Annotated in this window: 20 protein-coding genes; 7 read left to right on the top strand and 13 right to left on the bottom strand. The window is 38.3% G+C overall.

All coding sequences use genetic code 11. From position 1 onward, the window contains the following. Positions 1 to 27: 27 nt before the first annotated feature. The 3 genes from MTF67_RS09075 to MTF67_RS09065 are packed head-to-tail and all read right to left on the bottom strand — an operon-like array spanning position 28 to position 1,554. On the bottom strand, positions 28 to 477 hold the full coding sequence (locus tag MTF67_RS09075) for a flavodoxin (RefSeq protein WP_248519333.1): 450 nt from the start codon (positions 475 to 477) through the stop codon (positions 28 to 30). Beyond that, positions 477 to 1,241, bottom strand: a complete 765-nt coding sequence (gene truC / locus MTF67_RS09070; protein WP_248519332.1) for a tRNA pseudouridine(65) synthase TruC — start codon at positions 1,239 to 1,241, stop codon at positions 477 to 479. The genes MTF67_RS09075 and truC overlap by 1 nt, the downstream gene beginning before the upstream one ends. Next, entirely contained in the window at positions 1,234 to 1,554 is a 321-nt protein-coding gene (locus MTF67_RS09065) for a YqcC family protein (protein WP_006794057.1), read from the bottom strand. Before MTF67_RS09065 ends, truC begins: the two co-directional genes overlap by 8 nt. Before the next feature lie 105 nt (positions 1,555 to 1,659). On the opposite strand from MTF67_RS09065, the gene MTF67_RS09060 reads away from it, so the two are divergent. After that, the gene (locus MTF67_RS09060; RefSeq protein WP_008129324.1) at positions 1,660 to 2,688 is read left to right on the top strand and encodes a DUF3549 family protein; all 1,029 of its coding nucleotides are present in this window, start codon (positions 1,660 to 1,662) and stop codon (positions 2,686 to 2,688) included. Beyond that, the gene (locus MTF67_RS09055) at positions 2,689 to 2,988 is read left to right on the top strand and encodes a DUF3301 domain-containing protein (protein ID WP_010557125.1); all 300 of its coding nucleotides are present in this window, start codon (positions 2,689 to 2,691) and stop codon (positions 2,986 to 2,988) included. Positions 2,989 to 3,731: 743 nt separating this feature from the next. On the opposite strand, the gene MTF67_RS09050 is transcribed toward MTF67_RS09055, so the two are convergent. Further along, on the bottom strand, positions 3,732 to 4,376 hold the full coding sequence (locus MTF67_RS09050; RefSeq protein ID WP_248519331.1) for a GNAT family N-acetyltransferase: 645 nt from the start codon (positions 4,374 to 4,376) through the stop codon (positions 3,732 to 3,734). Between the two features lie 326 nt (positions 4,377 to 4,702). Between MTF67_RS09050 and MTF67_RS09045 the strand changes: the two genes are divergently transcribed. From MTF67_RS09045 to MTF67_RS09035, 3 genes are all read left to right on the top strand, one after another. After that, positions 4,703 to 4,939: a DUF2789 domain-containing protein gene (locus tag MTF67_RS09045; RefSeq protein ID WP_248519330.1), complete on the top strand. Its 237-nt coding sequence runs from the start codon at positions 4,703 to 4,705 to the stop codon at positions 4,937 to 4,939. 264 nt (positions 4,940 to 5,203) lie between these two features. After that, positions 5,204 to 5,470 (top strand): hypothetical protein, encoded by a 267-nt coding sequence (locus tag MTF67_RS09040; protein WP_248519329.1) that lies wholly within the window; start codon positions 5,204 to 5,206, stop codon positions 5,468 to 5,470. A 13-nt stretch (positions 5,471 to 5,483) separates the two neighbouring features. Beyond that, positions 5,484 to 6,257, top strand: coding sequence for a Zn-ribbon-containing protein (locus MTF67_RS09035; RefSeq protein WP_006794063.1), 774 nt, complete (start codon positions 5,484 to 5,486; stop codon positions 6,255 to 6,257). Positions 6,258 to 6,320: 63 nt separating this feature from the next. Here the strand turns inward: MTF67_RS09035 and syd are convergent, their stop codons facing one another. Continuing rightward, positions 6,321 to 6,860: a SecY-interacting protein gene (gene syd / locus MTF67_RS09030; RefSeq protein WP_248519328.1), complete on the bottom strand. Its 540-nt coding sequence runs from the start codon at positions 6,858 to 6,860 to the stop codon at positions 6,321 to 6,323. Positions 6,861 to 6,919: 59 nt separating this feature from the next. Here syd and queF point away from each other — a divergent pair, with 59 nt between their 5' ends. Continuing rightward, positions 6,920 to 7,765: an NADPH-dependent 7-cyano-7-deazaguanine reductase QueF gene (queF, locus tag MTF67_RS09025; protein ID WP_248519327.1), complete on the top strand. Its 846-nt coding sequence runs from the start codon at positions 6,920 to 6,922 to the stop codon at positions 7,763 to 7,765. Positions 7,766 to 7,823: 58 nt separating this feature from the next. Here the strand turns inward: queF and MTF67_RS09020 are convergent, their stop codons facing one another. From MTF67_RS09020 to MTF67_RS09010, 3 genes are all read right to left on the bottom strand, one after another. Beyond that, on the bottom strand, positions 7,824 to 8,708 hold the full coding sequence (locus MTF67_RS09020) for a peptidylprolyl isomerase (RefSeq protein WP_248519326.1): 885 nt from the start codon (positions 8,706 to 8,708) through the stop codon (positions 7,824 to 7,826). Positions 8,709 to 8,902: 194 nt separating this feature from the next. Beyond that, positions 8,903 to 12,592 carry a translocation/assembly module TamB domain-containing protein gene (locus MTF67_RS09015; protein ID WP_248519325.1) on the bottom strand — a complete coding sequence of 1,230 codons (3,690 nt, stop codon included), beginning with the start codon at positions 12,590 to 12,592 and terminating at the stop codon, positions 8,903 to 8,905. Then, positions 12,592 to 14,316: an autotransporter assembly complex family protein gene (locus tag MTF67_RS09010; protein WP_248519324.1), complete on the bottom strand. Its 1,725-nt coding sequence runs from the start codon at positions 14,314 to 14,316 to the stop codon at positions 12,592 to 12,594. The genes MTF67_RS09015 and MTF67_RS09010 overlap by 1 nt, the downstream gene beginning before the upstream one ends. Positions 14,317 to 14,518: 202 nt before the next feature. Between MTF67_RS09010 and MTF67_RS09005 the strand changes: the two genes are divergently transcribed. Next, complete coding sequence (locus MTF67_RS09005) at positions 14,519 to 14,854, top strand: ribonuclease E inhibitor RraB (RefSeq protein ID WP_008129315.1); 336 nt, start codon at positions 14,519 to 14,521, stop codon at positions 14,852 to 14,854. 20 nt (positions 14,855 to 14,874) lie between these two features. On the opposite strand, the gene MTF67_RS09000 is transcribed toward MTF67_RS09005, so the two are convergent. The 5 genes from MTF67_RS09000 to MTF67_RS08980 all read right to left on the bottom strand — a co-directional run bounded on the left by MTF67_RS09000 (position 14,875) and on the right by MTF67_RS08980 (position 23,513). Beyond that, complete coding sequence (locus tag MTF67_RS09000) at positions 14,875 to 16,626, bottom strand: DEAD/DEAH box helicase (protein WP_248519323.1); 1,752 nt, start codon at positions 16,624 to 16,626, stop codon at positions 14,875 to 14,877. Positions 16,627 to 16,743: 117 nt separating this feature from the next. Further along, the gene (locus tag MTF67_RS08995; protein ID WP_006794071.1) at positions 16,744 to 17,046 is read right to left on the bottom strand and encodes an H-NS family nucleoid-associated regulatory protein; all 303 of its coding nucleotides are present in this window, start codon (positions 17,044 to 17,046) and stop codon (positions 16,744 to 16,746) included. A 187-nt stretch (positions 17,047 to 17,233) separates the two neighbouring features. Then, the gene (locus tag MTF67_RS08990) at positions 17,234 to 18,163 is read right to left on the bottom strand and encodes a class I SAM-dependent methyltransferase (protein ID WP_010557133.1); all 930 of its coding nucleotides are present in this window, start codon (positions 18,161 to 18,163) and stop codon (positions 17,234 to 17,236) included. A gap of 63 nt (positions 18,164 to 18,226) precedes the next feature. Continuing rightward, the gene (locus MTF67_RS08985; protein ID WP_082652822.1) at positions 18,227 to 20,821 is read right to left on the bottom strand and encodes a TonB-dependent receptor; all 2,595 of its coding nucleotides are present in this window, start codon (positions 20,819 to 20,821) and stop codon (positions 18,227 to 18,229) included. A gap of 331 nt (positions 20,822 to 21,152) precedes the next feature. Beyond that, positions 21,153 to 23,513, bottom strand: coding sequence for a DNA polymerase II (locus tag MTF67_RS08980; RefSeq protein ID WP_248519322.1), 2,361 nt, complete (start codon positions 23,511 to 23,513; stop codon positions 21,153 to 21,155). Positions 23,514 to 23,567 lie beyond the last annotated feature (54 nt).

The following is a 23,567-nucleotide window of genomic DNA, read 5'->3' as shown; positions in this document are numbered from 1 at the left end:
CGCTCCTTTTTTGTTGGTATATAAAAATTAATCTGGGAGCTTTTCAAGCCATGCTTTTAACCAAGGCTCTGTCACTGGCCAAGGCTCAAAATCTTCACACGCGTCAATTTCTAAACGGTTACCGACAGGTTTTGCTTGTAAATCACGTAATAGTTCATCAAAACTTCTACCTGCACCGCAAAAAGTATCACCATAGCTTCTGTCGCCCATAGCCACCACTCCAAATGGCTTATCTGTAAGCATAGGAAAACTGCTATTAAGCGCATAATATAAGCCAGCTAGGTTACTTGGCACGTCACCCTGGCCTGTCGTTGAGGTAACAATTAATATGTTTGATGCGTTTTTAATATCGTCAAGCGAAGCCTCTGTGATGACCGTTGCGCTATGACCAGCCTGCTTAATAGTTGCAGCTATATCATCACTTAAACGTTCAGCACCACCATTTACAGTGCCCACAAAAATACTAATATGTGCCATTAATAATCCTTCTCTTCGTTTGGCCAACCAAGTTGCTCACAAATCTGTAGCATATCATGACCTAGTGGCGCTTTTATCGTTATTGCTTTGTAGGTATAAGGGTGCACAAAACTCAGCTCAGTTGCAAACAGCATTAAGCGTCGTAATTCAAAATGATCCCTAAAAAATTGGTTATGTTGATTGTCGCCATGATTAACATCACCAATTATTGGTAATGATAAATGTTTTAAATGCCGGCGAATCTGATGCTTGCGCCCTGTCTTAGGAAAACACTCAACTAATGAGTACCTAACCGTTGGGTATTTGCCTATTGGAATAGGTAATGCAGCTTGATACAAACAATTAAACTGAGTTTGCGCCTCTTGAGGTGCTTTATTCTGATCTGCAAATTTATCGGCAATTTTATCAAGCTCTTCTTTTAAAGGCTTATCTAAAAAAACCGAATCAGGGGCAAATCCGCGCACTAGAGCTAAATATCGCTTAGCAATAGTACCTTCAATGAATAACTGATTCATATCACGCGCGGCTTCAGAGCTTAAAGCAAATAGCAGCACACCCGACGTAGGTCTATCTAGCCTGTGAACTGGAAAAACGTGCTGCCCTAACTGATCGCGCAACATTTGCATCGCAAATTGAGTTTCATGTTTATCTAAAAAGGAGCGATGTACCAATAGCCCTGACGGTTTATTAATGGCTACAAAGTTTTCGTCTTGATACAAAATGTCGAGTTCGCCGTATTCAGTAGGCGCTAGGCGCTCACTCATTCGGTTCTCCTAATAGTGCATCTAGCTGTGTCAGCACCTCTATAATTTCATTTCCACCTGATTTATTAATCAAGGTCATTTGCGCCATGGGAGCAATTGCAAAGTTTCGCGGTAATGGTTGATTATAAGTGATCAAATGCTGCATTTTTTCAATAAAGACAAACTGTAGCCACTGCTCAAACGCCATCGAATCGTGACAAAAGGGAACACTAGAATTTAGTGCTTCTGCTGAAATTGGCTCACATTGCCAAAGTTGATGCTTTTGTAATAGCGCTTTTAATTGCACTAGATAAGCTTGGGTCTGTTGGAACATAACCACCCTCTTTATAAGTTATGCAGCAATTATACCCTGTTCCCACAAAGCTCGCTATGGCGTATAATTAGCGCAATTTTGCAGTTAAAAACGACCGGGAAAACAATGAGTGATCAAATAGCAACCTTAGGCCAACTTTTAGATGGTGCTGGCACGCAATGGCGGGCTTTTGATATTGGCAGGCACATTACTAAACTCGATAAACAACAGTTTTTAGCTATTGAACAAGCCCAAGTACCTTACCCTTATCCGCTGGCTGGTCATGCGTGGATAGCAATTCAGTTCTGGGATGCCAAAGCGAGCAAAGAACCCTATGTGTGGTTTTTAAAATTTCCGCTAGATGAGCAAAGTAAATTAGTTAGTGCAAGTCGTGATCACTTTGCCGATATGGTTATTCAAGCTCTTGGCACTGAAATTACAGGTGAAAAAGCAGATGGCAAGCTTGATAACAATCCTTATGTGTTTACGCCTAATGCAAATAAACTGGCTGCATTTAACGCGCAAGTTAAAGTGTTACTAAAGCAACCTGCTTCACAATATTACGAATACGCTCAGCTATATTTTAGTGCAAAGTTAGGCTTTGATAATTGGCAAAGTGTGGCACTACAAGGCATTGCTGATTTTGCGCTGCGCCTAGATAACGATCAAAACTTAAGTAACTTACAAAAAGCCTGGGCGCATTTACCCCTTGAAGTATTGCAGCCACTAAGTGCAATGCTTGAACATGTTGCAATACCACCAACACTGAGTGAGCTTTTACTCGCGCAGGGTCAAACAGCTATTAATAATAGTGATACTATAGCGTTAACCGCTGCACTACGCTCAATGTCTAAAGGTCAGGCACAAGGTTTGTGCGCGCAGCTTGTTGATGCAACATTGAATTCAGCTCTAAAAAGCGACTCTGACGTACTTTTAACAATTGCTGGGCGTTGTTTTGTTCAGTTAGAAGACCCTGAACGATTGCATATATTTATGGATAATTGTGCTCAACATCAAAAAATAGAGGCGCTTTTTCCAAGTATTTTTGCTGACTTAGTTGCAATACCGACCATTCGACCTCACCTATTAGGTTTATTACGAAAAGAAGATCGAAGCGAAGCCCTCGCCCGTGCAATTGGAAGGTTATTCTCTTAAATGGCAAGTTTATGGACGTTTATATTAATTGGTAGTGTTATTTATTTGTTTTGGCTAAATAGAAAAGTCGCCGAAGCGGCTAATGTTCATGCTAAACGTCAATGTGAGCAATTAAATGTGCAACTTATGAGTGTTGCGTGCACTAAGCGCCGTTTTGGTTTTCTAAAAAGTGGTAAACCGGGAATAAAAAGTGAGTTTTCATTTGAGTTTTCAAGTGACGGTGAAAATGCGTATCAGGGAATGCTTATTATGGAAAATGAGTTTTTAAAAAGTGTTGTCGTTCCACCACACAAAATCTAAGTGTTCTTATGCTTTTAATGTATAAAATTATTACAACTGTGTAGTACAAAAAACTAAGGCGTAACTAAAGTTACGCCCCAATTGGACTGCTTCCTGCTAGATATCCACTATCTATAATCCGTTTTTTCATCCCCTGAACGAGTAAACAACCTTGTTTACCCTCACATTGCCTCATGCAATATCCATCGCCACCTTGGCAAACCCGCGTAAACTAACGCTTGGCTAAATCTATAGCATCATCCATGTTAATCCTTTGAAGTAGCGCCCTGCCACTTTGTGCTTCCTGCGTTGTCCCTTTGCTTTCCAAGCATTCACGTGCAACCTAGTACGTGGCTGCGTCCTGCAGCTTTAATCCTTTATATCCTTGAAGTAGCTCCTGCCACTTAGTGCGTCTTGCACTTCCTATTCATCCTTGCTGTCCTTGTTAACTTGTCCTTTTTGCATCCTGCTAGCATCTGCTATTTTGCCTATTCCTTATCCATGGCAGTAGCTTATTCATTAAGCTATGTCTTCTTGACAAGTTAAAGTTTAGAGTAAACGAGAGGAGGAAGTAGTATGTGAGACAAAATAATTCTTTGTCATAAAAATTAAAAAATCAATAAATTAATATTAAACATGCACTTAAATAAAAAAAGGCGACCAATTGGCCACCTTTAACTGATTACTCTCACGTTAATGTAAGATATATCGCACGGACACATGTCCGTTTGGGCGCATTAACTTACACACTATAAGTTACGTTTTTAACCCAATGCATTTTTAAATAGTAACTCACCAGCAACTTGGTTAAACGTAAGCTGTTTAAAAGTCAGAAACCCTTCAGATTTAAAAAGTTCTGTATGCTCACTACGCGTTACAAATACTGCCAATCCAGAAGACTCACTATTTGCCTTTACCAGCTCATCAAGCCCTCTGAGTAAATACCGACCAAACCCTTGACCATGAAAATGAGGATCTACTGCAATAAAAGCTAAAAAGTAATAACGGCCTTTTTCTTTTAGTGTATCTCTAATAGTTTGTTCTTTTTCTATTAACTGGTTAGTTTGTAAGTAACCCGCACTCAGCATTAATTTTAAGCGCCAATGCCAATAACGCTGAGCTTGAAGTTGACTTAAAGAATCAAGCATACAGGCCACTGCTTTTAATTTGCCACTGCGATAAAGCCCTATTAGTGGTTGCTTTTCTTGCCAAAAACTACTGAGTTCTTCACGTATTAATGCACGTAACTTTTTTTCGTAAACGGCTTTATTTTTTTCATCATAACCTAGCATTGTTTTTAGTACAGGGTCATCATGGTATGCCTGATAAATTAAACTTGCTGCAGTGCTTATATCTTCTGCTTCAATGTATTGTACACTGAACGTTTCTTCTTGTGCGGTTATACTCATTGTATGTCCTTTATTGTTTTAGCCGTAAATATAATCAGAGCTCAAATACTAAAGCTATACGCGAATAACTGCATTTACGAGTATATTTAATCTAAGAACTGGATATTACGCCGTATTGCCCGCTTAAAGAGAGAAATAATATCAAAGTGTTATTTATTTTTACTATCCTTTATAAAGCGCTAACAGCGGTTTAGGCAATTTATTATTCAGAACTTAACTTTACTATATACCTAAAGTAATTAACCGACAATTCAGCTTGAGTTTAGCTAGCACAATGTATTGTTGGGCCTTAAGGTAATTTATTGTTTATTTAAAGGAGTCGTAGCATGGATACTACAAAACACGATATTCATACATTATTTGCACAACTTGGTTTACCAAATTCAGAACCTCAAATAGATCAATTTATTGCTTCACATGAGTTAAAAGACACAACACTGCTTCAAGATGCAGCATTTTGGGATGAAGCACAGCAACACTTTTTAGCGGAATCGCTTGCTGAAGATGGCGCCTGGAGTGAAGTGATTGATGAGTTAGATGTTCGTCTTCGCCAAGGCAAATAGCATTATTTAGCTAGATAGCTATGTTAAAGCCTTCAAAATTACTAATCCATGACGATTTTTAATGGGATCAAGGCCAATTTACTGATCGATTTTTGACTTGTCTCAGGCATATTTACGCAAGTTAGCGTTGAGGTAAGTTATTAGAAATAAGTTTTTAACCTAAGTATTAGGTTATTTAATGTAGCATACCCATTTTATTGCTACCATAGCACCCGCGCAGCATGTGTATGCTGCGCTTTATTTAATTTAAGAGTTATAAATATAATGAATTCAGTTGTATTTGATGCAATTCAAGTCCTTTTAGATGAAGGCAAAACACCCACAGTCGCATTAACGAAAAGTCGCTTAGCGCAACCGGTTCCAATGCCAATGATTATTGCAGCTGTGAGCCAATACAAAAATAACCCGGATTCTATAAATAACTTTGTTAAAACTTCCCAGCAGCCAGAAAACGCTGAGCTAAAAGCAAGCCAACTAGACAGAATTGAGCAAAAACTTGATCAATTACTTTCACTGCTAGAACAAAAATAATTTGAGACCATAAATGTTTGTTGTTGATTTAACATTTGATTGCTACCAAGACACCACCCTAGAACAAGCCGAACAAGCCATAAACCGCTTAGTAAATGCGCTTCGCTTTAATGGCCAAATAATGGGGGAAGAGTTCCCCACCGTTTTAAAAGACGGCTTTTTCATAACCCGTGTTATGTGCCCAACTGAAGACGCTATGCACCCGCTAAATAATAGCCCTTTTGTTAAACACAGCATTGAAAAACTACATAACGCAGGTTTATTGGCCCCAAAAGTAAAAGTGATTGGCCAAGATATTCACTCTAATGGAGCGGATTGCTGCACTGAGCCGTCAAGTTACATTTTATATACTACTTATGTGCATACCTGTAGCCCTTTGTATTGTGGCGACGACTTTTTACCTGTGCCACTATTTCGCATCCCTGCTATCGCCAATGGCGATTACAAAACGCTAATTAAGTGGCAAGAAGATTGGCAAGCATGCGATCAAATACAAATTAATGGCGCAACACGCTGTGAGTTTCCTGCCCTTGAGGAAATATCCAGTACTAAAAGTGATTTATATCGCCGCGGAAAAGACATCACCAAACGTATTAGTTTTTTAACTAAAAAGCCGGTTTACTATTACTTATATCGAGTTGGTGGTGTGGATAAAGCCTCTGAGCTTGAGCGTAAATGTCCAAGCTGTAATAGCGATTGGAAACTAGATGAACCTTGGTTTGGGCTATTTGATTTTAGGTGTGAACCGTGTGGTTTAGTCTCTAATGTGTCGTGGGACTTTCAATAGCTTCTCTAATGACTTTTTAAAATCAGCTCAGCGATATTGCTAAGCTGATTTATTAATGACGTTTTATACTTCAAGCGCTTTTAAAAACGACTCTATATTTGGTGCAAGTACGTGGTGCGTTTTTTTACCAACGTGCTCAAGGCAAACTTCTCCAGTATGAATTAACACACTGACCAGTAAATCTTCTTTATCTGTTAAACCAATAAACACAGTTTCGGGTTGTTTTAGCTTTCGTTTCATTAAAACATGACCAGTAATATTTTTTTGAAGCATATCAAAGTCGTCGCTATTCCATGCTTGCAACAGTTCAATTTGATGTCCGTCAATAATTGCCAATACGCTACCACCGTACATGTGCCCATAAAGTTCGCTTAACGCTGTTGGAAACTCAAGCTCTAATGCCTTAGCTAAATTGTTTAATGAGCCTGCTGGCTGCTGACGTACACCTTGCCATTGAATATTTCCTTGCTCGTCAACCTCGCCTAGCTCACACGGACTCGGCCATTGTTCATCGTGTGCTATAAGTGGATACTTAGCAGTGTTTTTAAGGGTATTTTCGCTAAATTGATGGTGAAGTTGTTCTAAAAGCAATGCTACAGACATACTGTGAAACTCAATTAAATTAGATATAATACGCACATTGTAACTATTTAAGAGCAAACATGACAGATTACAGCAACTCTCCAGACCTTAAAGGCAGTGTATTAGGACAATCTACTGAATATGTAGACCACTATACACCAAGCTTGCTTTTCCCAATTGCGCGCAAGCTAAATCGTGATGCTTTAAATATTGATGAAGCCGAACTGCCATTTAAAGGCCAAGATATTTGGACAGGTTACGAACTTTCGTGGTTAAACGCCAAAGGTAAACCGCAAGTGGCTGTCGCCTTATTTACTTTTGCATGCCAAAGCAGCCACATTATTGAGTCTAAATCATTCAAGCTTTATCTAAATAGCTTTAATCAAACTCGTTTTGAGAGCATAAACGCAGTTAAGCAACATTTAATCGATGACTTATCAGGCGCTGTTAATAGTCCGGTACAGGTAACCCTATACAAAGCGGACGATTTTAACTGTTTACCCTGTACTGCACTGCCTGGGGAATGCATTGATGATTTAGATATTGAAATAGATAACTATGATATTGATGCCTATTCACTTAAAGCACATAGCGATGAAATAGTAACCGAAACACTCAATAGCCATTTGCTAAAATCTAATTGCTTAATAACGTCTCAACCAGATTGGGCGAGCATTATTATAAGATACACGGGCGAGAAGATATGCCGTGAATCGCTACTACGTTATTTAATATCGTTTAGAACACATAACGAGTTTCATGAGCAATGTGTAGAGCGCATTTATAGTGACTTAACCACGCAACTCAACATTAAAGAGCTTGAAGTGTATGCACGTTATACACGCCGAGGCGGATTAGACATAAACCCATACCGTTCTACGCATTATAACGAAACACCGTTTGCCGTTAAGATTAATCGTCAGTAAATACGTTAAACACTCAAACATAAACATTAAAAAGGAGCTTCAGCTCCTTTTTTAATATTTAAATAACGCGCTTTGTTGGGATAGGCATACCACATACATCAACGTAATTATACGATTGGACAAACCAGGGTTCCGTTCGGCTTTTACGTGCATCTATCAGTTGCTTGAACGATGCTGAATTTGTCTTCATTACCTTGAATACTGTTGCATCGCTATTAACATCAGCCAACACTTCAATATTCGTTATTGGATTAAACGCCAGTCCCTCAGTGGGTAAACGCTGCAAACGATTAAAATGTTCCATACCCTCGAGTACTCTTCCAAACACGGTAATGTTTTTATCAAGGTAACGAGGGCCTTGCCCAATAGTGACAAAAAACTCAGTACTTGCGCTGTTTATATCATTAGCGCGTGCCATTGCAAATACACCATTGCAATGCACTTGCCATGTTTGAGTCTGTGTTTGGTTTTGCGCAACAGCAAAACCATTTAAAAACCCCGTAACAGGCGCGTATCCATCGCCTTTTAACTCAGTAATTTTTAGTGGTTGCGATGTTGGTAAATAAAACTCTGCAGGTACAGTTTTGTTCGCTGTTTTTATTTCTTTTTTACCCGAGCTGTCGCCACCTTGTGCTACAAACCCTTCTACAAAACGATAGACACGGGTGTTTTTATAAAAGCCTTCTTGCGCCAACGTTTTAATATGTTGCGTGTGGTTTGGGGCTAGTTGTGGATTTAATGCTATGTAAGCCGAACCAGTAGGTAAGGTTATTTTTAAAATATTTTGAGGATCAACTACTTGCCACTCATCTGCAGTTGCATTTTTTATTACATCATTGGCACTAAGTGGTGTTTGTATATTTATAACGGATTTATTGTTAGCCGTTGTCGCGCAGCCGCTCAGCAAAAGAGCCATTACATAAATTGAAAAACGTGTTTTCATATTCAACCTTTTATTTTTATTATTTAAAAGTAGCTTTAAGCAATCTAACTTGCCTAGGATCTGTTTGACATTAATGCGAGGTTATCGCCAATTTATAGGTGATAACCATAATACATAGGCTCTTACTTGCCCAAATACCAAACAGGCTGCTGCAAATTCAACCTGATAGTTCATCAGGCTGTAGAGCTTATAGTTCAGTCCCAATCAAATTTATAGAGCACATCAACATTTTGATATAAACCACTGGTTACCTCTATATAGAGCTGTGACAACAACTGGTAACGAATGGCCACTTCGCTAAGTGACTCAAATACCCCAACGCTGTATTTAACTTGCAAGCTAGGCGCAACATAGCCTGAAATTTCTACCTTAGTGCTATCACCACTTCCTGACGAACTTAAGCTAACATCAGAAAGACCAAACGTTTCACCTACCTTAGACACAACCCCTTCACTTCTACTAACCCCTTGAGAAAGTAATAACTGGGCAAGCATAGCGTTGCTTGATGCTCCCTCCCCCTCTCCTAGCGGCTGTCCATTGAGTAAGTATGCTAAGGTTTGCGCCTGATCCATTGCAGGCTCAGAGAACAGCTTTAGAGTGGGTTCTTTAACATTTCCTGTAAGCGTAACACCAGCTATAACACCATTTGCTGTATTAGCTGGGTTTCTGATTGCTTTAATATTCAAATAGGGATGTTCAATGGAGCCACTAAAGCCCACTTGGCCAGTTCTTATAATTAAATCTTGGCCAAATGCTAAATAAGTGCCATTTATTAAATTGAGCTCACCCGTTGCAATAATTGGAACACCTTGACTCATTTTAATCGCTAAATCACCAGCCACTTTAGACTCTAATCCGAACGACTCTACTTTAACGTCATTTTTAACGATCACATTTAAGTCTATGTCGTAGTCAAATGGTACCTTTTCGTTGGTTTCAGTTTTTTGATCAACAATAATTTCATCGTCACTAACCTGCACAGCGCCTTCTGGAAGCTCTTCAATCGTAATACGACCATAAGGTACAACTACTTCACCCGCTAATTTAAGTGCATTATTAGCTAACCCTATTTTTAAATCTGGCGATATTTTAAAAGTAACGCCTTGTTGTGCGCGTACAAAAAACTGCTCGCCTTGCACATTTACATTTACTTCAGGTTGTTCACCTTGCCAATCAACATCACCGTTTAGCTTTACATTGCCACCTTGATTGTCGTTTAAATTGCCCTCTATTGTGGCGGTCGTTTTATCAAATAATATGTTTATATTTGATTTTTGTAGCGCAATAGGAAGCTGTTCACCCTCAAGGTTTATATCGTTTACGTTAAGCTCACCATTTAATAGTGGGTCTTTTAACGTACCCGCAAGTGCGACCTTACCGCTAATATCACCTTTTAATTGCTCAAGAGTTTCAATAAAGGGTTGTAAGTCTGAAAGTAATATTTTATTAATATTAATAGAGCCATTAAGCGCCTGCGTATTTTGTATGTCATTAATATTAATGTGTGTATTAATTTTACCTAGCACGCTTGACTCTATATTTGCTTCGAGCTGCCCCTTTTGAGAGTCTGAAAAAGCACTAATACTGAGTGTTTCTATCGGTAATTTAAAGCGATCTTCTTCTGAGGTTAAAACAGTGGTCAAGTCACTTGCATTTAAACTTGCCCGTAATGTTTTAAGAGCGCCTGCATTCCAATTGAGCGCCACATTACCCTTTACATCACCACGGGTGCGAATGTTATCGGGTAAAAAGTGTTTAAGCTCTTCAAGCGCTAAATTGTTTAACTTAGCATTTAACTGGCCTAGCGCTTTAGATTGAGCTAGCGTGTCTATACAAAGCTCGCTTTGCTGAGAAGCCCAGCAGTGCGCACTTACATTAAAATTACCGTTTTGAGAGTTAAACATAACGGCAATATTTTTAGTGTTGCTAAAGCTTAACTTTTTGTCGCTTAGCGTTACATTACTAAACTCACCATTCCAGGTAGCGTTATTAATTTTGCCATTTACTTCAAGCTCTGCACTGCCCTGCTCGGCATCTACAGATGCTGTAAGTTGGTGATCTGTTTTATCGCCGCTAATATCAACTTTTACACTATTAATTTGCTCATCAGCCACAACCGCCGAGCCAACACTTAACGATACGTCAGTTTGCCAATCAGCGGCTGTATCTAACTGCCCTTTTACCGTCAGTTTATTTATATTGATTTCATTAAAAATGAAGCTATCAATTATTAACGCTAAATCGACAGAAGGTGTTAGCCTCTGCCCTCTTACTTTTAAATCAGCGTTGCCATCGGCAATAAATGGCATGTTTGCCTCTTTATTACTTTTAAGTGTTATTTTACCGTCAACTTTCCACGTATCATCAACTTGCCCGCTAAGTACTAATTTATTAGTGCCACTACTTAAATAAAGGCTGTCGATATTTGCCTCTAGTGTATTGTTTAGCTTAAAGTTTGACGCAAACTCAAGGGGTACCTCGTTTAATAATCCGCTTAGCTTAGTATCATCCATTTGTAGTTGCCACGAGCCTTCTGCAGCATTAAATGAACCTTTAAATTGCCCTGAAACATCGCTAGTTGCAGCATCTGTCAAATACTGCGCTTTTAGGTTTGAAAGCGAGCCGTTAAAACTCGCTTTAATGCCCTGTTGCCAATCAATATTAGCTTTTATAATCGCACTACTTTCATTGGCTTTAATACTTAATGTTTTGAGCACGGCTTGAGTTAAACCACCAGTCAGCTGAGTATTAAGATTAACAGCCGGATAAGCACCTAATTGGCTGTTTGCCTGTAAGTTGAGTTGGTAGTCATCAGCATTACCAGTTGCTTTAAGGCTTACATTTTTAACTTTAAGCTCATTACTTTGCGCATCAATAAGCCATTGGTTAATTTTGCCGCTTAGCTCAAATGGGTAATTTTTTTGCTTTAAATTAGCATTCGCCGTTAACGTGAGCGGATATTGGCCACTCGTTTCTAAATGTATAGTTAAGTCAGCTAAATCACCGTTTAACTCTAAGTTTGCTTGGTGCTCGTCACTTTTTAAAGTCACTAAGCCTTTTACAGGCAAGTTACCTAAAAGCTCTGCATCTAATTGGGTATTAAGCTGCCACTGCTCATAGGTAGCTGAAAGCGACTGCAAATTAATCACGGCATCTTCTACACTTAATTGCAGCGAAATGTTTTCGATATTATGCTGCGCATCGCCCTGCTCAATTGTTACCTTTGCGATATCAAGGGCTTCAATGGCCAAATCAATAGGTGATGTAAATTCAATATCAGGAAGTGCTGGTAATTGCGTAAGTGCAGCTTTGTTGCTTTGAGCAGTTTGCGCCTTGGCAGGTTGTTCTTGCTCTTTTAAAGCAACAAGTATACTCGGGATATTTAAGCTTTTTACTGTGAGTTTTGAACCTTCAGCTTTAGCTGATAGTTTAAAGTTATTAACGCTCACATCTGCACTAGGGTGGTTTAATGTAAACTCATTAACCGCTATATTTTTTATTGAAACATTAAAAGGTAAAGTAATTTTTTCAAGGGGCTCAGAGGGTGTTTCATCTTGCGCTTCAACTGTTTTTGGCAAGGTTAATTTAATAGATTTAGCGCTTAAATTATCAACACAGATACCATCACACTGCCACCAAAATAAATCGATTTTTAATTGCTGGGCATTAAAATCTAAACCATTACTTTTAAAACGAACATTAAACGCATCGTTATAAATAAAGCGGCCATCTTTAATTTCTATGTGTAATCCATCAACAACTTTATTTGCCGTATAGGCAATAAATTGATTACCGGGTGCAGTAAATAATAAACAAAATACGCTAATAATTAGCGAAACTAAAATTGCACTTACTGTGGCTGTTATTTTTTTTAATATTGTCATTAAATTTCTGGCCCTATGGTAATACTCAAACGGGTACTTTTGCTATTTTTAGTTAAGCCCCAAGCGTGATCTATTCGTACAGGGCCCACAGGCGTTAAATATCGAAAACCAAAACCAGCACCCACTTCAAATTCATCTGAAAAATCATTCGTAGCAGTACCACCATCAACAAATAATGCTGCACGCCAATTTTGAGCAAACTGATAGTTGTACTCCATAGTGCCAGCAAGCAAATATTTACCCCCTATTAGTTCACCATCATCATTTTCTGGCGAAATTGACTGATAAGCAAAACCACGAACGCTTTGATCACCGCCGGCATAAAACCGCAGTGAATACGGTACATTATTTATGTCATCAACTAGCATTGCGCCAATGTTTGCCTTAAGAAAAACTAAATGCTTATTAAGGTATGTACGAAGCCATGCATGCTGTAATTGAACCCTCAACAAATTCGTGCTGGAAAGCGCATCATCTAGGCCAAACTCTGCTGATATAAGCCATTGCTCGCCCCAATAAGGAGTCGTTCCGCCTTTTAAACTTTTGCGAGCATAACTAATTCCGGGCATTAACATTTCAGTCGACTCTTCTGGATCATCGCCCAGACGATACGTCTCTTGGTCTCTGCGTAAAAACGCTGTTCTTACCCAATTTTCCTCAGTAAGCCACTGCCTTTGTAATTGTGCGGTTAATATCTCGCTGTAGACATCATCTGCAAGTTCGTCTTCCAGTTTATAACCCACTGAAAAACGCCATAAATCATCATTAGGGTCGTCTACAGGAACCGTGTATGCCATTGAGAGATCTTGTTGCTTTTCAGCAATATTCATATTTGTATCAAGGTAATGGCCATCTTCTGTGATCCAAGGTTTACTCCACTTAAAACGGAACCTAGGCTCACTTTCAGACACACCGCCGCCAATTTCAAAGCTATTTGCAGGTTTAGGTACAACCTCAACTTTGATAGGAACTTGGGCGTTTTTGCGCGCTGTAATATCAGCATAAACACGCACACTAGCAAAATAAGGTGTGCTCGAAAGCTCAAGGTTATAGTCGGCTATGTAAGTTGATTTATAAGGTTGTCCTTGAGTAAATGGTGACAAAGAACGAATATATTTTTCAGCTGGCGTATCACTGGTAATTTCAATACTGCCATATTGATAACGCACACCAGTATTAATCACAAACGTGACAACGGCACTATTTTTTTTAATTGAAACTTCTAATTTGCGGGCAGGCCATTTAGCATCAAAATAGCCAAGCTCCAAAAGCATGGATTCTATTTTTTTATACGCTGACTCATAGTTACCATGGTTTAGCACATCCCCCTGTTTTAAATTGCTATTTTTAATAAGGGTTTGTAATTGTGAATCGTTCTTCCCTTCACCATTTAATGTAATATTAATGGCGTCTATCCGTGTTGCAGGACCACGCTCAATTTTTACAACGAGTTCACTATCGTCTTTATCAAATTCAACCTCAACTGTTGGGCTGTAGTAACCCAGTGCTTTTATGCTTTTTAATACCTGACTTTTAGCATAACGTTGAAGGGTTCTTGTTGGTTTTTCACCTTTAAGCTGCTTTAGGTATAGCGCTACGTTTTTTTCTAAATCACCATTTATGCCTTTAATTTTGTAGTCTTCGATGACTCTTTCTGCCGCATAGGAATTTGCAGTCATAAAAACAATGGCAATGCACATGCAACGTAAAAACTTAATAAACAAGCAAATATCCTTACTCTTATATACTACTTAAAACGAGCTAATGTGGCGCATATTAACATAGCCATAATGAGCAACACATTAACTTAATGACAAACTCAGTTTAAATATGAAATGTGAAGAAGATAAAATTAGTACGCGTTAAGACAATATTTTAGTTACAATAGTGCCAACGAACACAAAATTATTTTTAGATGAGTTTTTAATGCAATTTCCAGATGACGAAAACGGCCAGCTGTTAGCCGAAATAGCCGCTGCAGGCGTCGATTTAAGCAAAATGCAGCAAATCGACTTTTTCATTTTATTTGAGCAACAAGCCGATGCTGATAAGTTTGCTAAAGATATTGTTTCTGATGCATTAGTACAAACCGCCGACGTCGAAAAATGCAAAGACACTGGCGTTTGGGAAGTAATCACTCATGTACAAATGGTACCAGAGCACACATTACTAGGCCAAGCTGAACAGTACCTGGAAAGTATAGCGAATGGCTATAACGGTTACGGTGACGGTTGGGGATTAATGGACGAAGACGCCGCCTAATATTTTAAAATCAGTTAAGTTTAACGACTTAACTGATTTGCCTTTCTAAAACTCCCCTTATAATCAAATAACTTATCTGCTACTTTCCAACCATATTTTTTACTTTTTCGCGCAATCACAAAGTCAGGGTGCACCAAGTCTAACTGCGCTTTAATTACCTGTTCTGCTGCTTTAAAGTCTGTTGGTTTTTGTCCATGCGCAAGCCGTTTACCAAATTGTTTATTAAAGATAAACTGACCGCCTTTACTGGCAAGGTTGTAAACTTCATCACAACTAGTGCCGTCTTCGTCAAAATAAGTAACTTTGATTAGCTCGTCTTTAAGTTGAGTTACTGTTAGCCCACTACAACGAAGCACTAATGCATCTTTTAAGTTTAGCGCATTACGCAACTTGTCGTCAGGATCAGCCATTATAGCGCCGCAGTCGTGGCATTTTCGAACAGCAATATCGTTTTGCGCACCACATTCCTCACACTCTTTAAATCTAAAACGATAATCGCACTGCTCTTTGCTACCTTCATCGTCTTCTAATAACCCTTGGCAACGTCTACCAAAATGCTCAACAACTTTGCCAGCAAAGTCCGTTTTACCCCAAAATATATTAGCAAACCCACAACCTGGACAAAGTACTTGTACAGGTTCATTATCGCTGTCGCCTTTTTTATCCCCTACTTCAGGGTGAAATAAATTAAAACCATTTCCGGCATAATCAATCACTAAGCAATCGGTTTTAGATTCTGATAATCGTAAGCCCCGACCTACAATTTGTTGGTATAAGCTTACAGACTCTGTAGGACGCAAGATGGCAATAAAATCTACATGTGGCGCATCAAAGCCGGTTGTTAACACAGAAACATTAACCAAATACTTTAACGTTTTACTTTTAAACGCAGAAATGATTTTATCGCGTTCAATATTAGGCGTATCGCCTTTAATTAGCGCGCTTTGGGCTGTTGGTAAGTAGCTTAATATTTCTTGGGCATGCATAACTGTTGCCGCAAAAACCATTACACCTTTGCGCTGCTCGCTATATGCAATCACTTGTTTAAGAATAGCCTGAGTTGCTCGCTCGTTACTTTTTAAAAGCGCGTTCATATCATCGGCAGTGTATTGGCCAAACGCATTCGTCTCTAGAGACGAAAAATCGTAGTGGTCAATGGCAGCATCAACTTCATTTGGTGGGGTTAAATAGTTATTTTTAATCATGTACCTAAGCGGCAATTCAAATATACAACGTTTAAATGGGCTTTCTGTCGTCCCTTTAACAAAACCATGATAATGGTGATGGTATATCCACCCCATGCCTAAACGATAAGGCGTAGCCGTTAAGCCCAATACTTTTAAATGCGGGTTGTACGCTTGTAATGCACTTATAACTTTGCCGTATTGGCTTTTTTTATCACCATTTACTCTGTGGCATTCATCAATAATAAGTAAAGAATAATGCTCATTGAGTTTATCCAAATTACGTGAAAGTGACTGCACACTAGCAAAAGTGACTTGATGGGTTAAAGATTTTTCTTTTAAACCTGCGGAAAATATACTCGCCTCTAAACCAAAACTTTTATATTTTTGTGAATTTTGCTCTACAAGTTCTTTAACATGAGCAAGGACCAATATTTTTTGTTTAGCTATACGGGCAAGCTCAGCGATGACTAAACTTTTACCTGCACCTGTTGGCAACACAATAACTGCGGGATCATTGGTTTTTCTAAAGTGAACAACGGTGCGTTCAACCGCCTCTTGCTGATAAGGTCTAAGTTTATAGCTCATGGGAAAATAATTGGATTTGAATAAGAATACTTTATCTAATAACGGATGACGTTTTTTAGCTTTATTTAAATTATTGACAGGAAATAAAAAGAGAAGCTGCGCCTCTCTTTTATATTGTTAAGCTAGGTGTTTTTGTAAATCAACATTTTCAAACGCTTTTGGGCGGCGGCCACGGCCAGTCCACTCAATGATTTCACCATCAACTTCAATGCGATATTTAGCTTTAACTTTAGTGCGCTTATCTGCGGATGTGTCTTGTAAATCTTCTAACGTAAGTCCTTTTTCTTTTAAAAGATCCAAAACTTCCTGTTTTGCTTTTTGCTGTTGGGTATATTTTGAAATTGCATCAGTAACTAATTGTTGTGCTTTTTCAAGTTCAGTTAAGGATGCAGTCTTTATAAAAGCTCGAACTTCTTTCATTTATATCTCTTTAAATTTATAAACATAACAAAATAAGTATAGATACTTTAATTTAAAATAACTATGACAAAGAATAAAGATTTAAAAAATAAGAAATTGCTATTACTAAAATTAATACACAAAATAACTAAAAAACTCTCAACTTTTTTAAAAGCAAAGTTGATATAAACTGTTAACTAAATTAAAGCTACATTTCCTTTGGAGAAATTTTTATTTGCCAACAAAACAGTTCATTATTTACATTGAATGTCGCAATAGACATTTTCATATTTTTAAGCTTTGCAGCTTCAAATTTTTCGTAAATTTCATCTTCACTAAATGCAACAGAAGTTTGATCTAATAACCTTTCAATTTGTTGTCTTAAAGCATTTTGTAAGCTATTTAATTTTGTTTTACTCGTTTGATCAATATTTAGCATTATCTTTGATACTTTAGACATTATATCTGCAAACCAGAGCTTTTCTTCATCATTGGATATATTTAAGCTCTGAATTTTTTGAATCACTTCTTTATTTCGTGTCTGAAATAACTCAATATGACCTTGAAGCTTCAAAGTTACTAAGCTTTCAAGTTCATTTAATATGTTGTTTTCCAACATCCAATTAAGTATTTTCAAACCGCTTTTGCAATCGTTGGTTATAACTGAATCAGGGTGATGCATCATTAATATAATTTCACCATCTTTATTAAGCACTCTACGTGCCTCATTTAAAGAGTGTGACCAATTAGAATACTCAAAACCGAATTGGCTAACTAATATATCAAAATACTCATTTGGATAAGGTAGATTTTCTAATGAAGTATTAAACTGAAACTTAACTTTATTAATAGCACTATTAATTTCGTCAACATCACTGGTAATTTTTAACTCATCAATGTTTGCTAAGTCGCAGCCATACACCGAGCCAGATAAGTTTTTTCTTTTTAAAAGGCATTGTAGCCAGATTGCTAAAGCTCCCTTACCGGTTGCTAAATCAAGATAAACAGCACCTTCTCCTTTTTCTAATACAACGTCATCCCAAAAGTTTAACACTTCTTCTGGGTAACCTAGGGCTGTATTTGCATCACCAAAACTAGATAAAGCTTTTGTAAGGTCCCAGTAATGATCCCAGTGCATTTTATTTTCTCCAAAAAAAAGAGTGACTCAAGAGTCACTCTTTGTAATATCTAAACTAAAAACTTAGAAAGACTGTTTAAAGTTTAAGTACATTGTACGACCAAAACCTGAGTAAAGGTTAAAGTTGTAGTCACGACCATCGTATCCGAAAAGTGGTGGCTGCTTGCCAAATGCATTTTGTGCACCAAAGCTCACTTTACCGTTCCAAGGTGTGTTGTACGCTACTTGTAAATCATGAGTTACCCATGAAGGAATGTGACCTTCACACTCACCATCTGCAGTGATGTCTTCACACTGGCTATCAATCAGGTTTAGATTCCAAGTGAAATCAAAATCAGAGATAGAGTAAACGTTAGACAGGTTTAGACGCATTTGCGGTACACCTGGATCATCAACGAAGTTACGACCGCCATCTGTGCTGTAATCTACAATGTGAGATAGGTTGAAGTTAGTTCTTAAAGTACCAGCATCACCAAACTCAAACATTGAGTTAGCTTTAAAATCGATACCTGAAGTTTCTAAGCTACCATCGTTACCAAAACCACGAACAAGACTAGTAATCGCACCGTTTGGTGAACGAGATACAGTGAACGCATCTGGCACAGAGTCACCACGTAAACGTGCATCAATGATAGCTTGAGCTCCGAAAGCACGGATTCGGTTAGTGATTTCAATGTTGTAGTAATCAAGTTCTACAGAAATAGCATCTGTTACTTGGTAAACAACACCTAGTGAGTATTGATCAGACTGCTCTGAACCTAAGTCAGGGTTAGCAATAACTGTAGCATTGATTTGTGAAGAACAATTTGCAGCTTCACCAATTGCCAAACATGTAGCTTCATCAGAAACTGAATCAGCTGATTCAGAAGGCTGTTGAGTTAGGTCTGGTAATGAAGGAGCGCGGAAACCTTTACCCCATGATGCACGAAGTACTAGGTCATCAATTGGGTTGTAACGTGCTGACACTTTAGGTGAGAAATCTGAACCATAGTCAGAGTAATCATCGTAACGACCGGCAAAGTTAAGCTCAAACTCTTCAGTTACTGGAACTAATGTTTCAAAGAATAAACCACGAACTGAACGTGCACCACCTGCACTGCTACCTGAAGAACCACCTACTTGGCCTGCTGCAGAAAGTGAATCATATACGTCAGCATAATCTTCTGAACGGTATTCAAAACCTACGAATGCTTGAATTGCACCAGCGTCAGTTTCCATAAGGTCAAACGCAGCATTTGCATAAAACTCTTCTTGGTTAAACTTACCAGTACGTGAAGTAGTTACCGTCATTGCGCCTCTAACTTCTTCAGATGCACCGAACGGGTCGTTAAGCATGTAAGTACCGTCGTTGATGTATTGACGAGCAATACTACGAAGGATGTAACCTGTACCTACGTTATGGCTTTCGTTAATTGTTTTACGAACACCTGTTTCAACAGAAACATCACCAATCATACCTTTAGCGCCAAAACCGATATCTTTAAGCTCTGTAGATAAATTGTTGTCACGATTACCTAACGCAGCAAAACGATGCCAGAAATCTAGACCTTGCTGTTCCATTTCTAGAGAAGCATCGTAGATTGGGCTGTTAGGGTTAGTTGGGTTGTTAGGGCTATCTGCACTGATAAATACTGTATCAGGTGATGAATCGTAAGCTGTTGTATCAAGACCAGGTGCGTAACGACCAAATGATTTAGTTTGTGCAATGTTGATGTCTGTGTAAATACTCCAGTCATCGTTCACATCGTATGTAGCTTTAACGAAAGCTGAGCGGTTTTTGATTGACGCTTCATCAGCAGATACTGCTGCGAAGTTAAAACCACAACGTGCGCCAATGCGGTAGAAGTTTTCATTACCTACGCCTTCACATGTAGCTTCTGGAGAGAAGAAATCAAAATTACTTGCTCTTTCACCATCTGTAGTTGTGAATGTTGTGAAGTTGTTTGAATAAACTGAACCACCTGGGCTGTACCATGGGAAGTCACGAGCGTAAACAATGTCACGACCACTCCAAGATGCACCAGCAAGTACACGAGAGTTGTCTGAAGAAGCACCGAAAAGTACAGAACCATTTTCACGGTCGCCGCCTTCATGCTCAATACGGCCAGAACCTAAAGTAACTTCTGCACCATTAAAGTCTTTACGTAAAATTACGTTAATTACACCACCGATAGCATCTGAACCGTAAAGTGCAGAAGCACCATCAGTAAGGATTTCAACACGCTCAACAGCTGCCATTGGGATTGAGTTCAAATCTTGGCTTGAACCAGTAAGAGTTGACTTAGGTAAACGACGGCCATCTACTAAAACTAGAGAACGGTCAGAACCTAAACCACGCAAGCTTACCGTAGTAGCGCCCTGAGCAGAACTACCAGACTGCGGACGGAACGAACCCAGACTGTTAAATGTAGTATTACGTAATAAATCAGCTACTGAAGTTTCACCACTAAGCTCGATTGCAGTACGGTCGATAACTGTTACTGGTAAATCACCAGCCATGTCAACACGTTTGATACGTGAACCAGTTACTTCAATACGCTCAACTTTTTCTGCAGAATCTTCTTCTGCAGCAAAAGAACTTGCTGAAAATGCAGCTGTAGATGCTGCGCCAAAAGCGATCGCTAAGCGAACTGCTTTTGAAACTTTGTTATTTAACATTTGATTCTCCCAGGAATACATTTATTAATTATAATTTTTTCAGTCTAGCGGTACAAAACGTATTGAGTACCCCAATCACTGTGCCTTCAATGATAATACTAGTGAAAGAGCAAGGTCAACAAGGAATTAACGTTGCGTTAATAATTAATTACTAAAAAGAGCTAAACGTAAATTACATCAAAAAAAAATAAATCTTAAACTATTGTTAATTAACAAATAAATACACAATCTAAATTTAGTGCATTAACAGTTTGTTGCTTTTTTCACTTCAAATTAAAATATTTACTTTTGTAAGTTTTGTAGTTCAACGCAAATTTAATAAGCAAAGAGCTTAAAAATCAGGCAGAAAAAGCTGACCGAGGTTGTTTTTTTTATTATCTATCACTAAGGCATCAAATATTGCTGCAGATATCGGAACCAGCTGTCTCTGTTGGTATAATGGGTAATTAAGTGCATTTTTTCCATTAAATATTTCTGCCCCTGACATCGCATAAACATACTCTATAATTTGCCCGCGCATTACTTCAAAGTCAGGATGTTCTGCCTTGTGTTTTTTTACCGCTTGTACATGTGGTGGAATATTTTTTTCGTAATCGTTTAGATTTCTACCAAGGCGTTTTTTGTAAACAAGCTTTTGATCAAACTCACCGGCAAAAAGTCGCTTAGTATAATCTTTTACTATTTCGTCAAGTTGGGCAATTTCAAACTGTGAATCAAACAAAGCCTCAAATAGCTCTTTTTGAAACTCTTGGGCAAATTCAGTCCAATCACTTCTCACGGTTTCCATACCTTTAAAGACGATTTTAGATTCATCACCTTTTACTATTTTACCAACGTAACGTTTTTTAGAGCCCGTTTTTTTATCGCGAATTGTAGGCATAAAAAAGGGACTGTAATGGGTTTCAAATTCAATTTCTAAATAGCTTTTTAAATTAAAATGCTTCGCTATATGCCGCTCCCATTGATGATTAATATGAGTCATCAATTCATTACCAATTTTATTGCAGCATTCGGCAGTTAAGCTCTCATCCACTTTTACAAAAATTGAGTCTGTATCACCATAAATAACACTGTACCCAAGCTCCTCCATCCATTTACGCGTCGTTTGCATAATTTCATGGCCGCGCAGCGTAATAGAACTTGATAAACGAGGATCATAAAATCGACATCCCTTAGATCCAAGTACACCATATAAGCTGTTCATAATAATTTTAATTGCTTGCGATAACATTGGTTGGTTGGTGTCTTTGGCGTTTTGACGGGTTTTAGTTAGGTATTCAATTAACTTTGGTAAATGATGCTCACTACGAGAAAACACTGCATTATTAAAGCCTTGTATTGCATCATTAGGGGCATTTAACCCTTTTATTAATCCTAGAGGGTCAATACAAAAAGTGCGCATAATAGAGGGGTATAAACTTTTAAAATCTAAAACCAGAATATTTTTATAAAGCCCAGGCAATGAGTCCATCACGTAGCCACCAGGGCTGTCAAAAGACAAACCATGGTCGCCTAAATTAGGGGCTACATAACCACTGCGGTGCAGCAAGGGTAAATACAAATTAGTAAAAGCAGCCACAGAGCCGCCCATTCGTTCAAGCTCAAGGCCTGTTAGCTGTGTGCGAACAATAGCAAATTCATATAAGTTTAATTTAGTAAAAATACGATTAACTAAAATACAGTCTTGGCGGTTGTAAGCCGCTAGAGTCAGTTTATCCTCATTAAATTGGCGAATAATTTCGCCTAACCGGTTGTCTGATTGAATTAGCTTGGCTTCACCTAATACTTTTTCGGCAATGTTCCCTAAAGAGTAATTATCAAAGTGATAAGTCGCATTTTTTAAAGTGTCAATTCCATCAACAACACATCTTCCTGGCAACGTAAGGCGAGTATAGTGCCCCGTATTGATATTAATTGGTTGGTTATCTCTGCCCAATTTAAGGGAAATTCCAAGCGCTTCAGCACGGGCATTAAGTACTGAAAAATCAAACTCTATTACATTCCACCCAATAATAATGTCGGGATCATTACTACTTAAATAAATATGTAACTTTGTAAGTAACTCAAGCTCATCTAAACACCAGTCAATGTTGATTTGTTCACTATGATTGTGTGGTTCGCCAATCATTAAAACGCAATCAAGTCCATTACCAACAAGACCTATTGAAAACAGCACGCCCTCCCCATCACATTCAATATCTAATGACAGCGACTTAAGCTTGGGTGTGTAATCTGTATTTGCTTTCAACTTTGCGTTTTGTATAAGTAAAAAGCCGTTTTTTTGACTAACATCTCCAGTAACCCAAACACCACCTCTAATAAAGCGCTCCATTAAAAAGCGATCGCTGTGGCGAATATCACCCTCGTAAATAGTTATGGTGTTTTCAAATAATGTTCGTGCCTTATAAATACTGCTGGTATTATTAAAATAGCAGGCAACACAGGCTTTGCCGCTAAAGTGACTCATTTCAATTGTTTTAAAATTAACACTTATACGTGCTTTATCTAATAACTGCTGGGCATGTTGCTGTTGATCTTGTGAGATAAAAAACACAGCTTGCTGATTTTCAATAACAACTTTAATTGGGCCGTGATCGGATGCAAGCCAATAGCATAGTGTGATCCCCTCACTATGTTTAGACGAATATTGTTGCCTTGATAAAATAAAGCCCTGATAGATTGCTTGTGTCAATGCACGATCCCACTTAATATACACACTGTAATTATATACATACTTTAGGCAAAT

It is taken from the genome of Pseudoalteromonas sp. 2CM32C, from assembly GCF_023161925.1.
GTDB lineage: Bacteria > Pseudomonadota > Gammaproteobacteria > Enterobacterales > Alteromonadaceae > Pseudoalteromonas > Pseudoalteromonas marina.
This window is presented reverse-complemented; position numbering and strand designations above follow the sequence as displayed.